At 57.6% G+C, this 14,829-nt stretch carries 11 protein-coding genes; 5 read left to right on the top strand and 6 right to left on the bottom strand.

The window, feature by feature from the left end; genetic code table 11:
- The first annotated feature begins 276 nt into the window (after positions 1-276).
- Positions 277-498 (top strand): hypothetical protein, encoded by a 222-nt coding sequence (locus A3850_RS11095; protein WP_068216503.1) that lies wholly within the window; start codon positions 277-279, stop codon positions 496-498.
- Positions 499-681: 183 nt separating this feature from the next.
- Here the strand turns inward: A3850_RS11095 and A3850_RS11090 are convergent, their stop codons facing one another.
- The 5 genes from A3850_RS11090 to A3850_RS11070 form a co-directional block, all read right to left on the bottom strand.
- Positions 682-1,023, bottom strand: coding sequence for a tRNA-binding protein (locus A3850_RS11090; RefSeq protein WP_068216501.1), 342 nt, complete (start codon positions 1,021-1,023; stop codon positions 682-684).
- Entirely contained in the window at positions 1,020-2,447 is a 1,428-nt protein-coding gene (locus A3850_RS11085; RefSeq protein WP_068216499.1) for a sodium:solute symporter, read from the bottom strand. The genes A3850_RS11090 and A3850_RS11085 overlap by 4 nt, the downstream gene beginning before the upstream one ends.
- A gap of 48 nt (positions 2,448-2,495) precedes the next feature.
- Positions 2,496-3,923: a SusD/RagB family nutrient-binding outer membrane lipoprotein gene (locus tag A3850_RS11080; protein ID WP_068219695.1), complete on the bottom strand. Its 1,428-nt coding sequence runs from the start codon at positions 3,921-3,923 to the stop codon at positions 2,496-2,498.
- A gap of 118 nt (positions 3,924-4,041) precedes the next feature.
- Complete coding sequence (locus A3850_RS11075) at positions 4,042-7,284, bottom strand: SusC/RagA family TonB-linked outer membrane protein (RefSeq protein ID WP_068216498.1); 3,243 nt, start codon at positions 7,282-7,284, stop codon at positions 4,042-4,044.
- Positions 7,285-7,376: 92 nt separating this feature from the next.
- Complete coding sequence (locus A3850_RS11070; protein ID WP_068216496.1) at positions 7,377-8,048, bottom strand: DUF2064 domain-containing protein; 672 nt, start codon at positions 8,046-8,048, stop codon at positions 7,377-7,379.
- 190 nt (positions 8,049-8,238) lie between these two features.
- Here A3850_RS11070 and A3850_RS11065 point away from each other — a divergent pair, with 190 nt between their 5' ends.
- Positions 8,239-11,196 carry an ELWxxDGT repeat protein gene (locus A3850_RS11065; protein WP_068216494.1) on the top strand — a complete coding sequence of 986 codons (2,958 nt, stop codon included), beginning with the start codon at positions 8,239-8,241 and terminating at the stop codon, positions 11,194-11,196.
- A 36-nt stretch (positions 11,197-11,232) separates the two neighbouring features.
- On the top strand, positions 11,233-11,880 hold the full coding sequence (locus A3850_RS11060) for a hypothetical protein (RefSeq protein ID WP_068216492.1): 648 nt from the start codon (positions 11,233-11,235) through the stop codon (positions 11,878-11,880).
- A gap of 37 nt (positions 11,881-11,917) precedes the next feature.
- On the opposite strand, the gene A3850_RS11055 is transcribed toward A3850_RS11060, so the two are convergent.
- A complete protein-coding gene (locus tag A3850_RS11055; protein ID WP_068216490.1) occupies positions 11,918-12,271 on the bottom strand; it encodes a hypothetical protein in 354 nt (117 codons plus the stop codon).
- 132 nt (positions 12,272-12,403) lie between these two features.
- Between A3850_RS11055 and A3850_RS11050 the strand changes: the two genes are divergently transcribed.
- The gene (locus A3850_RS11050) at positions 12,404-13,423 is read left to right on the top strand and encodes a galactose oxidase (protein ID WP_068216488.1); all 1,020 of its coding nucleotides are present in this window, start codon (positions 12,404-12,406) and stop codon (positions 13,421-13,423) included.
- 87 nt (positions 13,424-13,510) lie between these two features.
- Complete coding sequence (locus A3850_RS11045) at positions 13,511-14,437, top strand: hypothetical protein (RefSeq protein ID WP_068216486.1); 927 nt, start codon at positions 13,511-13,513, stop codon at positions 14,435-14,437.
- Positions 14,438-14,829: the final 392 nt, after the last annotated feature.

Below are 14,829 nucleotides of genomic sequence, written 5' to 3'. Positions count from 1 at the left end.
ATGAGGTCGAGGCACGCTTCCGGGTCCGCGCAATAGCCCGGCGTATCACCGGTACAGATGATATTGCAAGGTGGTATTCCCAGCCGATCCGCCTCCGCCTTCAGTGCTTCCAGGGCGTGGAAGTTGGAGTAGGCACCTCCAAAAAGGAGGACGGGGCCGGTGAGGGTGCCGAGTTGCTTTTCCGTTGTGGGTTTGGTCATGCTACCTGTATATTTATTGGAAGAAGTAGCGCAACGGAAACATGTTGCTTCTCGTTATTCGTAAAAGAAGTAGCCCATGTCAACGCAATCGCCTCCCTTAACCAACGCTCAGCTAGAACTACTGAAAATGTTCCAGCATGAAGTACCGGAAAGCGTGATTCTCGAAATGCGGAGAGTCCTGATTCGCCACCTTTCAGAAGAAGTAGATGCGCAAATGGATGAACTCTTTGAGCGCAATGATTGGGGTGAAGAGAAGGTGCAAGAGTGGAAGAATGGTCATTATAGAATGTCCTCATAGCTCTTATGCCCGGGCGCTCGGAGAACCTGAGCATTCGCTTGCTTCGCGGCGAATGCCCAGGCCGCTCCGAGACCCTACTAAAGGTAGGCTTCAGGGTCTTGGAGCGGCCCCAGGAAGCCGAGCGAAGCGGGCTTGCTGGGGTTCTCCAAGCGCCCGTTCCTTTATGATATTTAATTCCTCCCATCACCCAATCCGAGTTCCATTCACCACCGGGAAATCCGGCTTCAGTAACGTGACCACCTTTCCTTCCATCCCACCCAGGACGAGGCACTCGCTCATCATATTGGCGATCTGCTTCGGGGGGAAGTTGACGACTGCCACTACCTGCCGCCCCACCAGGTCTTCGGGAAGGTAACGGTCCGTGATCTGGGCGGAGGTTTTTCGTTCACCGATCTCTGAACCGAAGTCGATCCGGAGCTGGTAGCTGGGGTTGCGCGCTTCGGGGAAGGGCTTGGCGGAGAGGACGGTCCCTACCCGCATCTCTACCCGTTCGAACTCGGCCCAGCTTAGGGGTTGGCCATTCATCTGCTTGCGTTTTTGGTGAAGGGGATCGGCAAGAGGTACAACAGCGTACACCCAATGGTTTCTACCAGGCTGACGCTCAGCAGACCATTGTACTTGCCGGAGGTTAATATCCAACTATCCGGCCAGACACCCAGAGCGTAAGCCAGACCGCATAGCAAACCGAACCCGACGGAAAGGTGAAAGCTGAGGGGGCCCGCCTGCGTATTCCACAGGCAAAAAACCGGCGCCAGGCCGAATACCATTGCTCCGGATACGGTCGTCGCCGAAAGAATGGTTGGGTTCAGGAAGACGGGGATCGTCCCCAGCACTACGATGGCGACCATGGCTATCCGACCGCGCTTCACGCTTGGGGTGGGTTGTGTTGGAGTAAGGTACTCCGCATCGAGACTGGTCCCACCTCCCCTTTGCTTGGCACCTGCGGCAGCGCCCGCAATATCCACTACGGCTAACTTGGAAAAACTGGTGAAAGTGGAATCCAGCGTACTCGCCGCGGAGGTGATCATAATGAAATTCATAACCAGCAAAATCGGGCCACCGAGCAGCTTGGCGACCTCCACCGGAGCCTGCCCTTCCACGCCGGCAACCTGACCGTAAATGCCCACGAAACTGAACAATAGAATGCACCCAAAACCAATTGGTGTGGCGTACAGGAAGGCTTTGAGGGTAGCTTGCGGACTACTCAAAAAAGCCCGATCCGTCAGAACCGGATCGTGAAAGGGGTAACTGAAGCTCTGCAGAATGGCGACAAGGAGCAGATTCCCACCGGCCGCCATCGTCCACTCCCCACTACTCAGTAAGGGCGCGGCGGAGTAATTGATTCGGGGAATGATCGCTCCGAGAATGACCACCAGTAACACCCCGAATAGTGCCATCTGGATCACGTCCGTGAGGATGCTGGAGGACATTCCGCCCTTCAGGCTGTAGGCCAGCGTCAGCGCCGTAAAGACCAGGATGGCCAGGTAGTAAGCCGTATCCCCCACCCCGCCAAAGTAACTGCCGATGACCATGGTGTTGGACCACACCTCATTGAACAAGCGAAAGCAAATGAGCAACGAAAAAACCAGCACTGCCCCCCGGCCAAAGTTGCTCCGCAGAAAATGGTGGATGGAGGTGTACCCCCCCACCGTCCGCATCCGGTAGATGACCCAGCCAGCCACGGCGAAGCTGAGGTAGTAGGCCGCGTAGGCTACCCCGCCGATCAAGCCAAAGGCCAAGCCGAGATTCGCCGCGTTGGTGATGGATTTGGCAAACAACCAACTGATAACGAGGCTGCTCGTCAACGCCACCACCGTCGGAGCCCGATCCTTCGTGCGCCCACCGAAGAACTCCGCCGCCGTCCGGGCTAAGGGAGCCACACCGAACAGGGCCAGGCTACTGCCAATGACCAAGACCCACTGCAGAATAGTGATGTGATCGGTTTGCATATTGCCTTTAGGCGGGTGAGGAAAGTTAATATTTAGGGGAGGGCTGCATTATCGGTCCCACCAAACGGGGACGTTGATGGAGTTACCATCCGTCGCGGCGGCCGCGGTCGAGTAGTTCTCGAAGTTTAGCGCCTGCTCCTCACTCGGATAGGGCATCCGGATGGGGATGAGATTGTCGTTCAGGCTGGCTTCGACGGGCGCTAGACGGGGGAAGCCCGTGCGCCGCCAGTCCGTCCAGGCTTCGTAGGCGTTGCCGGCGTTGGCGATCCATTTCTGGGTCATGATTTGTTCCAGGCCACGCGCGGGGTCCCAGGCGGCGGGGCCGGTGGTCAGGTAGTCGGCGGGCATGGCTACGCCCCAATATTCGAAGGCTTGCTTTACGCCGATTTCGTACTGACCCTGTGGGTCCATATTGATCCATCCGCGCTGTGCGGCTTCCGCCATGAGGAAGAATCGTTCCCAGGACGTAGCGTAGTGAAACTGGAACTGTGCCCCGTCTTCCCGAAATATGGTGCCGGGACGGGCGAAGTCATCGGGAACGATTGCGCTGGCGGCGTCAATACCGTTGGCAATCCCGGTGAAAGTGCCGGAATTAGCCGCGGGACGGTAGAGCCGTTCCACGCGGGGGTCATTGAGTTCCGCGAAGATGCTGGCGGCGGTTTGGGACATCAGGAAGACGTTGAAGATGCCGACGCGAGCCGTCGTCAGCGGGTAGTTGTTAGGCGGGCCGGCGGTGAAGCGGAAGGTGGCGTTTTCGCCGTTGTTGGAGAGGATGGGAACGCTGGTAAGGTTAGCCGAAACCCGGGCGGCGATGGGTTCGCGGTCCCCGATCCGAACCAGGGCTTTGAGGTAGAGCAGACGGGCGAACTGGACCCAGCCGGAGAGGTCGCCGTCGTAGAGAATATCGCCGCGCAAGGGTTGGGTGCCGGGGTAGTTATCCAGAAGATCAAAGGCGGTGAGCAAGTTGTCTAGGATGCCGCCGTCGGCGAGGTAAATGTCCTCTTGGCGGTCGTAGCTTGGGGTGGTTACGCCCGCGGAGCGCCCCTGAAACGCCTCGAAATAAGGCACGTCCCCAAACATATCCGTCAGCGTCATCGACAAGTAGGCCTTCATCACCAGCGCGGGGCCTTCGTAGACGGATTGCGCCGGGTTTTCGCGGGCGATTTCCAGGATGGTTTCGTTGTCCCGTAGCGCGGTATACAGGATCGGCCAGGGATTACCGCCTTCCTGCGGCGAGGCCAGCGCGTGGCGGTCGAAGAGGTTAAAATCGATCATCGCGAAGTGCTGGCTGAGCAGGTTGCCGGCGACGAAGCCTTCGTAAGCCATGGCGTCGCCGTAGCCGTAGATGACCTGGCGGAAGAGGAGCTCGGGCTGGACCTCGGCGGGGGCGTTTTGGTTGGTGTTGATGTCCTCAAAATCGCTGGTACAGCTAAAAGGGAGGAAGAGAATGAATAGTAATCCTATGGTGCGTATCATGGTTTTCTTTTTTGCGCGAACGCGGGTGCGGGGGGAAGTTGGAGGAGCAGGGACGCGGGTGAGGGGTTGCACCCCGACACTCAGGTAGTCGGGGTACAACCCCTCACCCGCAGCAGGCTTAGAACCCCACGTTTAATTTCACCCCGAACGACCGCGCCGTCGGGTAAGAAATATCCTCTACCCCACCGATAAGGTTCTGCCCCTGAATGGCGAATTGCTCCGGGTCGAAGTGCGGAATGGCCGTGAAGGCATATAGATTCCGGCCCACCAGGCTAATGCTCAGGCTCTCCAGCCCCCTCAAGAAGCTGTTTTCCAACTGCGCGTCGCCGAAGCGGTAGGTCAGCGAGGCTTCGCGGATCTTCAGGAAGCTGGCGTCGTAGACGTTGTTCTCCTCATGATTACGGTTGTAGAAGCTACGGTAGAAGCTCTCGGCGGAGATGGGGGTTGTGTTGGGCGTGTAGACCGGTGCCTCGGCCGTGCCGGTGTTCTGGACGCCTTCGATGACGAAGCCCTCCGCCGGCCGGTTAGCCGTCTCCTCCAGCTGGCCGGCCACGCCCGCCAGCGCCAGCGTCCGGGAAACGATGTCGCCGCCCTGCCGCCAGTCCATCAGCAAACCGAAGTCGAAGTTGCCCAAGCGGACGTTGTTCTGCCAGCCGAGGATGAAGTCCGGGTTGGCGTTACCGAGTTTCTTAAGGTTGTTATCCGCGATGAAGCCGCCGGCGTCGTTAAGGACGAGATCACCGTCTGCGTTGCGGAGGTAACCCGTGCCCCAGATATCACCGATCTCGCCGCCTTCCTCGACGATGAAAAACACCGTCTGGTTCACCGAGTTGTACACCCGACTGTAGGCTAGGGTAAACCGTTCCGTTCCGTCCGGCAGCTCGTCCACCGTCGCCCGGTTGGTGCTGAAGTTTAGCTGGCTGGACCACTTGACGTTGTTGCTCCACACTGGGCTGAGGGACAGCACCGCCTCCAATCCGGCCGCGCTCACCCGCCCGCCGTTCACGATCTGCTGCCGGTAACCGGAGGATTGCGGCACGGGCAGGCTCAGGATCTGGTCTTGCGTTGTCTGGTTATAATAGGTCACGTCGATGCCGACGCGGTCGTCCCACAGCCGGAGATCGAAGCCTACTTCGGCGCTCGTCGTCCGCTCGGGGACGAGGTCGGGGGCGGCGAGGACGGCCTGCTCGCTAAAGGTCGGCTGGCCATTGAAGGGCGTCTGGGCGACGAAGATGGACGAGGTCCGGTAAGGGTCGGTATCGTTGCCTACCTGGGCCCAGCCGGCGCGGAGCTGGAGGAAGCTCACGGCGGAAGGCAGGGTCAGCGCCCGGTCGGCGAGGAAACTCAGGCTCGCGGACGGGTAGAAAAAGCTGGTGTTATCCGCGTTGTCCGACGTGGCGAGGGCGGAGGACCAGTCGTTGCGGGCCGTCACGTCCAGGAACAGGTAGTTCCGGTAGCCGAACTTGGCGAGGCCGTAGACGGAGTTAATCCGCTTATCGGCCGTCTGGTCGAAGATCTCGACCGGGCTGGCGGCGTTGCTGAGGCGGTAGATACCGGGTTGGGCGAGGGTGAGGGCTTGGGACTGTTTATTGCTGGCCGTCTGGTCTAGCCGGTTGGCACCGCCGAGAAGGTTGATGGAGAAATCACCGGCCAAGTTCGGTTTGTAGTCGAGCAGAACATCGGTATTCACCTCCCGGTAGGAAACATCGTTCTCCGCATACCCGCCCTGCGCGAACCGGTTGGTGCTAAACGCCCGACGGAACTGCCGCAGCTCGTTGCTGTAGTCCATGCCCGTGCGGACAGTCGCCGTCAGCGTCGGCGCGAGTTCGTAGCTGGCGGAGAGGTTGCCGAAGACGCGGTCGCGGTTGAAGCTGTTGCGGTTCTCGAAGAGTGTGAAAAATGGGTTATCGAAAAAAGTGTAGTTGAAGCTGTACTGCTGGGTTCCTTCGAGACCGGGCTGCCAGTATTCGCGCAGGGCCTCGGTGTCCGCTTGGCGGGGGTACCAGGCGACGAGGCTGTAGCCAATGTTCTCCGAGCCGTAGCCCGCGCCGGGGCGGTTGCTGGAGTTAGAGTTGACATAGTTGACATTGGCGTTGACGGTCAGTTTCTCCGTCGGCCGGAAGCCGAATTTGCCGGAGATGTTCTTACGATTAAGGTCGACGCCAGGGATGTAGCTGTCGCTCCGCAGGTCGGTAGCGGAGAGGCGGAAATCGCCAAACTCCCCACCGCCGCTGATGGCGAGGCTATTGATGGCCGTGGTTCCGGTCTCGTAGAAATCCTTGACGTTGTCAGGCCGGCTAACCCACGGAGAGGCGGGGATGGTCTGCCCACCGTGGATGGCGACGTCGCCGCCGCGCACTACCCTGCCGTCGGGCAAAGTCACGGGACTACCGAACTGTGAGACGTTTAGCCCTTGATCAAGTCTCGGCCCGTAGCTATAAGTAATGTTATCCGAAATTCCCGCCCCGAGGCCATCGACGAACTCGAACTCGCCGCCCTGCCCCTGGCCGAATTCGTCCTGGAAGCGGGGCAGCTGGAATGGATTATCCACGGTAAAACTGGAGTTAAACGTAATCCCCAGCCCTTGCTGCTTACCGCCGGATTTGGTAGTGATCACCACTACTCCATTAGCCGCCCGGGTCCCGTACAGGGCCGCCGCGGAGGCACCCTTCAGCACGGAGACGGACTCAATATCAGCGGGATTGACCTCCATGGCGCCATTACCAAAGTCGACCTCCTGAAAGCCCGCTGCCGCTTCGTTGGTCTGGTTGATGATGGTGTTGTTGTTGATGGGCGTCCCGTCCACAATGAAGAGCGGGTTGTTATTGGTGAAGGAGGTTTGCCCGCGGATCACGACTTGACTAGAGGATCCTACGCCCGTCGCGCCCGCCGTAACCTGGAGGCCGGCGATCTGGCCGGAAAGGTTGTCCAGGAAGTTGACGGCTTGCACGTCGGTCAACTTATCCCCACCTACCTGCTGGACGGCGTAGCCTAACTCCCGGTTTTCGCGCTTCAATCCTAGTGCGGTGACGACGACCTCCCCGTCGTAAGTAGCTCCCGGCTGAAGGGCAATGCGAACTTCCTCTCCACCTGCGTCAGCGCCCAATTTATACTTCTTGCTTTCGTAGCCGATGTAACTGATGCGTAGGTAATCATCACCTTGGCGCAGTTTAATGACGAACCTACCGTCGAAATCAGCAACGGTTCCGTTGTCTGAACCATCGGGGCCCTGGACGGTCGCGCCAATTAGAGGATCGCCACTGATGGCGTCCACAACAACTCCGGAAAGCTGGGTCTGAGCGGACAAACAAAGCGTAAACAGCAAGCCACAGATGGTGGCCCACAAGCGAATGCGTAGCATAAAAGTATGGTAAGAAAGAAGGAAATACCCATCGCGGCGAGCGTGCGGACGGGTGAACTGGCTCCTTCAACGCAAGTGAAGGAGAACCTTGATCAGCGTGCCGGTGGGCCGCGAAGCGTCGCCGTTCGGAATGAGGTGGCGGAGACAAAAACGGGAGAAATGGCGATGGCCGAAAGACCGAAAATCGCTGCGGCTAAGTGACCAAACACTGAGCGCACCCGGAACCAAATAGCCCGCAGATCACGGTTGAAATTAATGTCACGTACTCGGCTTCCAATCCACGCGGTGGGTAATGCGATGGCCAGTTCTTGAAAAATAAATTCCGTCTCCCAGCTCAGTTGCTCCAGTTCTAGACTAAGAAATTGTTGCGCCGTGATACCCAACAGCGCCACCCCACCCCGGTGATCGGGAACCAGCGTGGATCTTCCGCGCGCTAATTCACTGGCGGCCCGGCGTAGTAACCCGGCGTGCAGGTCCGGCGCATCGTTACCGACTACGAGCAGATTTTGGTAACCAAGGGCAAATACATCCGCCATGGCGTTGGCCAGCCGCTCTCCGAAGGAATGTCCGCGTTGCCGGGTTTCATCAAAGCGATGAACGGGATAATTAGTGGCAGCCAAGGTCTTATCGGTACGGCGAATCAAGGCTGCCGCCAAACGCTGGGCACTCATTCCCCCAACCCCAAAATCTTTGGTGCAGACCTCAGCCTCAGCCGAGCGGCTGAATAGCAGGATTGCGGTAGTATGGTGAGCGGTGGTATTCAAGAGCGCACAAATATGCGCATTTAATGATGGGTAGTAGCGGACGTTTTTATCGTTCGTCGGTATACGGCACCGAATAAGTCATCAGACAAATGTGACGGTAGCAAGACCCTATTCGTCCAGACCTTGGATCCAACCATCGAGGGAGCGGAGGTTCCGTATCTTCACCCTCGCTATCAACACAACTCTGACCTTGACGAACAAGCCCTTTCTACACCATTTTCTACTGCTGACTACACTACTCGGTGGATTATTCGGGCCAGCCTTAAGCGCACAGGATGCCCAACAACTGAGTAACTTCAATTACGGTAACGTACACCGCAGCCAGGTAGACCAAGTATACGCTGTTGGCGATCGCTTGTTTGCTACCTACCGCAGTGTAAATGGACAGGGTGGCGCGGGGCTGATTTCGGAGATCGACCCAACGACCGGCAACGTCCGGGCCTTGCTCGATCCTCAGCAAAGCAGCCTTTTCAGCGCTGGCCACGGCGGTACGGCGCCCGGTGTTTACGGCGTCGGCGAACTGATCTTTGCCGCACTGTCCGACGCTGCGACCGGTGGCGGTCTCTACCGCATCGATGGTGACCGGGCCGAGTTGGTCTACGCCGCCCCCGGTGCCCGCTTTAGCAAAGTGGTGGCCGCCGGCGGGAACCACTACTTTTTAGCTACCTCCACGGGCTCAGGGTTGGACCTCACCACCGGCACGAATGACTTTCTGACGCTGCTGTTACGGACGGACGGCACGGCTGCCGGGACGGCGGTGGTAACATCCATTCCCACCAACCAATTCCCCACCCTGCTGGAAATCAGCGCCTCCGCGGATCGTCTACTCCTCACGGTTGGCAACGAAACGGAGACCTTACTGTACCTAAACGATGTCGCCACCTCAGCACTCAAATCGGTTACTCAGGCGAACGGTGAAGAGTTGCGCCTGCGTGGCGTCCTGGCTCATCAGTTCTCCAATCAAGCACCGGTGTTTCAGGCGGAGCAGGGAAGCTTTTATGGTTTCTTGCCCGATGGTGCTAGCGTTTCACTCTTCCAAATCCCTGCGGGTGGTACCCAGGCCGTACCTACGGACCTCGGTAATGACGGCAAGTTCGGTCACCTATTTGTCCACGATGGCACGCTGCACACGCTGTCGGTAGCTGGGCGAAATCGTGCGGGAATCACTATTCACCAAGTTTCCGCCGCCGGCCAGACGCTGCCGGTGCTTGAGCTAACTGATCACCAATTACTCCAAGCGCCCCTCACGACTGCGGGCAAAACGCTCTTCCTTTTGCGAAAGGGAGGGCAGGTAACGGCGCAACAATTTACCGGTGAAGGGCTGCGCCCATTTGCGGGTCTGCCGTTGGGGAATTATGCCCCTAACGCCCACGTCTCCGGAAGCGTCATCTACTTCAATGTGGAGCAGGACGGCAACACCAAGATCGCCTGCCTCAACGTACGCACCGGTGCCGTCGAAACCTTTTCCTTACCGGAGATGGACGTCGCTGCACTGCGCACCGTCGCATCCGGTGGACAACTTTTCCTCCTCGACCCGGCGGAGGAGGTGGGCCTTTACGATCTGCAGCGGTGGGCGCCGGGGCAAGCGACCGTCACTCCGGTTGGGCAATTCAGTTTGGGGCGGGGCCCGGAGCGTCCCTTTATCTACGGCGCCAATCAAGCCACCGGCGAATTGCTGCTGCGCCAGGGCGGCGACGACCTAATCCATTACGGCCGGGAAGCCTCCACCGAAGCGCTGCAATTACCCGCTGGCGTGACCGGTTTGCTTACGAGCGCCCGGTCGATCGCAAACACCACCTTCGTTTCCGGCCAGCGCGGACCAAATACTTACGTTGACTTCGTCCTCACCAAAAAAGGGCTGAAAGAACCCACCTATCGCCTGGCGGATGGTAAACTTATTCAGGGTCGCAACACGCGCATCAATTTTGGTCTGGAGGGCGGCCACGCGGTGGTTACGCTCGACGACGAGGCTTCCACCAAGGCTGGTTTCCGGTTCGGTCTCGTCGGGGAAGGCGGTAGCGAAGGCCTTTTGCTTTCGCCCATCGATCCCATTTTTTCGGCGGCGGATGCTTACGATATTCCGGTTCCTACCTACGTCAGCCCGGGCTATTTTGCGACGGAACTACGCACCGGCGGCAGCGCCATTTACCGCGTATTTGACGCCGCCGGAACGGTACTCGGCAATTACGGCGCTGACGCAGGATGCCGGGTAAGGGGGATCGGCACCAACCACGTTTTCCTCGAATCCTCAGCCAACGTACTCGCCCCCCGGCAAATGATCGTGCTCAACAAGAATACGGGAGCGGCGCTCAAAACAATGCCCTTCCCCGGCACCGAAGTGAGCCCGCAGTACCGGGAAACCTACGTATTGGGAGACCGCCTGATCTTCGTCGGGCTAACGGCGGAGCACGGCCGCGAACTCTTCGTAGTGGACGCCGCCAACGACGCCGTACAAGTGTTCAAAGACATCCGCCCCGGCGCCGGTCAGGGAATAGCCACCACGGAAATCGTCCGCTTGGGCGATCGACTCTACTTCGCGGCCAACGACGGTACCCAGGGGAACGAACTCTACGTCACCGACGGGACGGCCGCCGGCACCACGATGGTAATGAATCTCAATCCCGGTGCTGCTTCAGCGAATCCAGCTGATTTTCTGGTCCATAATGGTATTCTTTACTTCGCCGCGAACGGGCCGTCAGGCTACGAACTCTACCAATTGCCGGAAGGGGCATCGTCCCCGAGCCTGCTGCTGGACCTTGCCCCCGGCACCGCAAGCAGCTTCCCCTTCGACCTTACGACCGACGGTGATCGCCTTTACTTTATGGCCGTGGGCAGTGATGGTTACCACGAACTGTACAATTTACCCTTCAGCCTCGTCAGCACCGACGGCCCCCTGGCAAGTGCTCCCGCCAAGGTTTACCCTAACCCCTACGGCGACGAACCCGTCACTCTGGAGGCACCATTCGGAGAGCAAATCACCCGCATCGTCTGTTTTGACGCCACCGGCCGAGAGGTGTTAGCCGTGTCCGGTCAGTCCAGCCCTACCCTTCAGTTGAACGGTGCGAATAAGCTCCCCGGCGGCCAGTACTGGTTGCGGACGACTTACGCTTCCGGCAAAACCAGTCTGAACGCGATAATTCGAAAATAAACGTTTTGTCTTTAGCGCTTCAATTCTTCCCTGCTTATGCTAAACTTCACTATTGGTTCTTCCCTGCTCCGTGGCAGCCTATTGGCATTCGCGATGATTCTATCCGTTGGGATCGTCGCCCAACGCGCTCCAACTGGTGCGACAGCCGAATCCGAGGATACGGAGACTGCGGAGAAGCTCGCCCAGCTACAAAGCCTCTACGAAGTGCGGGGGCCGCAAACCCCACTGCCGCTTCCCCCCTCAACCGTGCGACTCAACGTAAAGGTGAGTAAGTACCTCGAATCCGGCCCGGTCGTGGACATTCGTCAGGACCGGCTGGCGGCCGACCGAGAACTTACTCCCGCAGAACTGGAAATGCGTTTGAAGGACTTCTACCAGCAACGGTACCAAGGGCAATTAGCCTACCTCAAAGCCAGCCCCGCCCTTGAGATTGAAGAGATCTACGCTTACGAAGACCTGGACCGCTACGGTATCTGGCGCGATGGCACCCAGATCAACCCCATGACGCTAGAGGACTACCTGGAGGATGATCTCCACCTACTCTACGAACCTCGTTTATTGGTGGAAGGTGAAGAAGATTACGGCAAGTATGAGTACCGGGTGGAATTACTGTCCGGCCACTTCTACGAACGACTGATTTGGCAATTGGAGAAGGCGCTTACGGAATTGGCAGAGCGCAAATAATTCCCTATTGATTTTGCAGACTGGTTAATTCTCCTGCTTACTTTTCCCGCAGATTGAGGGGAATGATCTGACCGGCGATCCCCAAAAACTTGACTTCCTCCCGGTCTTCAGCCCCGAATAGTTCCAGGTTGATGTACTGTGCGTCGAGGCGATGAATGCTACAGACCAGGTAGTTATCACGCTCGTAGAAACGGTCGAAGTTCTTGCCATCCTTACCTCCCAGGTATTTAATACCCAGATCAACCAGCCCACCACCAAGGCCGGTTTCACGGCTGACGCTCTCCGCTAATTGCTCTTCAGCAAAGGCTTGGAACTGCTCTCTACCCGGGTTCGTTGCGGTCAGGATTCCGGCAATGATGAAGAGTAGGGCTAGGATGATCTTAAACTTCATGGCTATTATTTCTACTACAAAAGTAGCCTATTCGAAGTCGGTAGAGCAGCCGGTGAGTCGTGATTTCGCTATCCCAAGCTAGCCACAATCAGCTGCGTGTAGACCGAGCGCCGTGTTTTTAACTTTGTGGGTATGAAGACAATCCTTTACCTCCTGCCCTTCCTTTTGCTGGTCGCTTGCCAAGACGCGACGGCACCTTCCGAAGATGACTTGCCGCAAGTCGAAAAAGAGATAGAAAGTGGTTGGCGGGAAGTTACTCCAGCTGATGGTTCGGCGCCCACGGCTCGCCACGAGGCGGCCTTCATTCGGGTGGGTGATAAAGCCTACTTACTCGGCGGCCGGGGCATCAAACCCGTCGACATCCTTGACCTGGAGACCATGACTTGGACGGCCGGGGCGGAAAGCCCGGTGGAAATCCACCACTTCCAACCCGTCGTTTACCGCGATGAGATCTACCTGATGGGCGCCATGACCGGCGGTTACCCCGGTGAAACGCCCCTTCCCGAGATCCATATCTACAGTCCGGCCAAGGATGCCTGGCGTACGGGTGCCACCATCCCGGAAGGCCGCCGCCGGGGCGGTGCCGGAGCCGTCCTGCACGACGAAAAGATCTACCTCGTTTGTGGTATTGTAGACGGCCACCGAGGTGGCCACGTCACCTGGCTGGATGCTTACGATCCCCGAACGGACACTTGGACGCAGCTACCGGACGCTCCGCGGCCGCGCGATCACTTCCAGGCCGTATCCCACGAGAACAAGTTATACGCCGTTGCGGGGCGGACGACGGTGGCAGCCACCAATCCTTTCGCTAATACTATTGGACAAGTGGACGTGTACGATGTTCCAAGCCAGACTTGGTCTACGCTCACCGATACGCTGCCGACACACCGGGCGGGCAATGCAGCGCTGGTGCTTAATGACGATCTGTATGTGCTGGGTGGGGAGTCCACCGCGCACGAGGTGGCCCACAGTGAAGTGGAAGTTCGCGGCTTACCCGACGGAACTTGGCGGGCGTTGGATTCCCTCAGTCGCGGGCGCCACGGAACGGGCGTGGTACACCACGGCGGCCAACTCATCATGGCCAGTGGGTGCGGTAACCGGGGTGGTTCTCCGGAGCTAGCGGACATCATCGCTGTAGCGCTGAAAAAATAATTGATGGAGATGCAACCTGCGTTTTTCGCTTTCGTCTCTTTTAGTGGCCGTTAGAATTGACTGCGGCCTAACACCACATATTCAACGATGAAACGTTACCTACCCTTACTTTTCCTCTACCTATTATTCATGGGTATCGGCACTTCACTGACCGCTGCCCCTACCCTTTTCTCCGCACCCGCGGCAGCGCCCATGGCTACGGACAGCTTGCCGATGGGCCGCCACCAGGTGAGCTCCTACCGGAACGGGTCTTCTACCGAATTTACTGTTGTGGATGGCGCCATCACTTCGCTAAAGATTGACGGAAAAACCATCCCGGCCAGTGAGTACCCGCAGTACGAAGCACAAGTAGAAGAAATGCTCGGTGGCAAAAGCACCGGCAGCACTGACTTTGGTGGCGAGCACAACGTCTTCCGTGACCTGCTCGAAATGGAACAGGACGCCGACCGGCTGGAAGAATACTTCGAAGCCCACGGAGAGAAATGGGAAAAGTTTGGCGAAGAAATAGCCGAGCGCGTAGAACGCATGTTTGATTTTGAGCAGGACGGCTCCACCTTCCGCTTCTACTTCGACGGGCCGGAAGGCATGAGCATGGAATTCGATCTGGATTCCATAGAACGAGCACACGATGGCCTGCGCGAGTACGATCTGGAAGAACTCATGGAGGAGCGGGAGTCCGACATGAAGTCCGCCCAGGAAGAAATTGACGAGCTGGAAACCATGATTGAACGCATGGAGCGCCGCCGAGATGCCGCCGAAAGACGGTTGGAAGAGAATGAGTCCAATGGTGGTCTCATCAACGGTTTCAGCTTTGAAAACAACCTAAACAAACTTCGTTCCGCCGGGCTCATCGATCCGGGCGTGATTCGTTCTTTCACTTTCTCCCAAAAAGAACTGCGCATCAACGGTCGCAAAGCATCCACCAAAGCGCACGAAGCACTTAAGAACGCCTACAACGCCAAAGTCAATTCCAATAGCAAGATCACCATCAGCATGAATGATCTGACCTGGTAAAAGCGAAAACACCTGTCTAGAATGAATCCGCCACCAGCTTAGTCCGGTTGGCGGATTTTTTAGTTTTATAACCTTAAGAAGCAAATCGTAGGTCAGTGCTTCCTTTTTAATCTGTCCTGGTTTTGGGCGCTGACGCAGGCGCGAGATATCCAACTTTAGACTTTGAAATGTAGAGCGGGATCATCTAAAATCTAGCTTCTAAAATCTAAAATCGGTAATGGGCGCTGCCGCAGGTGCAAGGTAATTGGGATGGTAACCTAGGGGGAGAAGGAATAAATCTAACCTGCGAACGCCACCTCACACTACGGATAAGGCGGTCGCTAATTTGAGATGAACGTTATTCTAAAACGAAAGGCCGGCAACGTATCAGTTTATCTTGAACTGATACATTG

This window comes from Lewinella sp. 4G2, from assembly GCF_001625015.1.
Classification (GTDB): domain Bacteria; phylum Bacteroidota; class Bacteroidia; order Chitinophagales; family Saprospiraceae; genus Neolewinella.
Note: the sequence above shows the minus strand (reverse complement) of the source record. Positions and strands in the feature narration are given on the sequence as shown.

What these genes read in the sequence shown, in the direction of transcription:
- A3850_RS11080 (WP_068219695.1), bottom strand. Translation starts at nt 3,923, where the DNA reads ATGATACGCACCATAGGATTACTATTCATTCTCTTCCTCCCTTTTAGC.
- A3850_RS11075 (WP_068216498.1), bottom strand. Translation starts at nt 7,284, where the DNA reads ATGCTACGCATTCGCTTGTGGGCCACCATCTGTGGCTTGCTGTTTACG.
- A3850_RS11050 (WP_068216488.1), top strand. Translation starts at nt 12,404, where the DNA reads ATGAAGACAATCCTTTACCTCCTGCCCTTCCTTTTGCTGGTCGCTTGC.
- A3850_RS11085 (WP_068216499.1), bottom strand. Translation starts at nt 2,447, where the DNA reads ATGCAAACCGATCACATCACTATTCTGCAGTGGGTCTTGGTCATTGGC.
- A3850_RS11095 (WP_068216503.1), top strand. Translation starts at nt 277, where the DNA reads ATGTCAACGCAATCGCCTCCCTTAACCAACGCTCAGCTAGAACTACTG.
- A3850_RS11090 (WP_068216501.1), bottom strand. Translation starts at nt 1,023, where the DNA reads ATGAATGGCCAACCCCTAAGCTGGGCCGAGTTCGAACGGGTAGAGATG.
- A3850_RS11060 (WP_068216492.1), top strand. Translation starts at nt 11,233, where the DNA reads ATGCTAAACTTCACTATTGGTTCTTCCCTGCTCCGTGGCAGCCTATTG.
- A3850_RS11045 (WP_068216486.1), top strand. Translation starts at nt 13,511, where the DNA reads ATGAAACGTTACCTACCCTTACTTTTCCTCTACCTATTATTCATGGGT.
- A3850_RS11055 (WP_068216490.1), bottom strand. Translation starts at nt 12,271, where the DNA reads ATGAAGTTTAAGATCATCCTAGCCCTACTCTTCATCATTGCCGGAATC.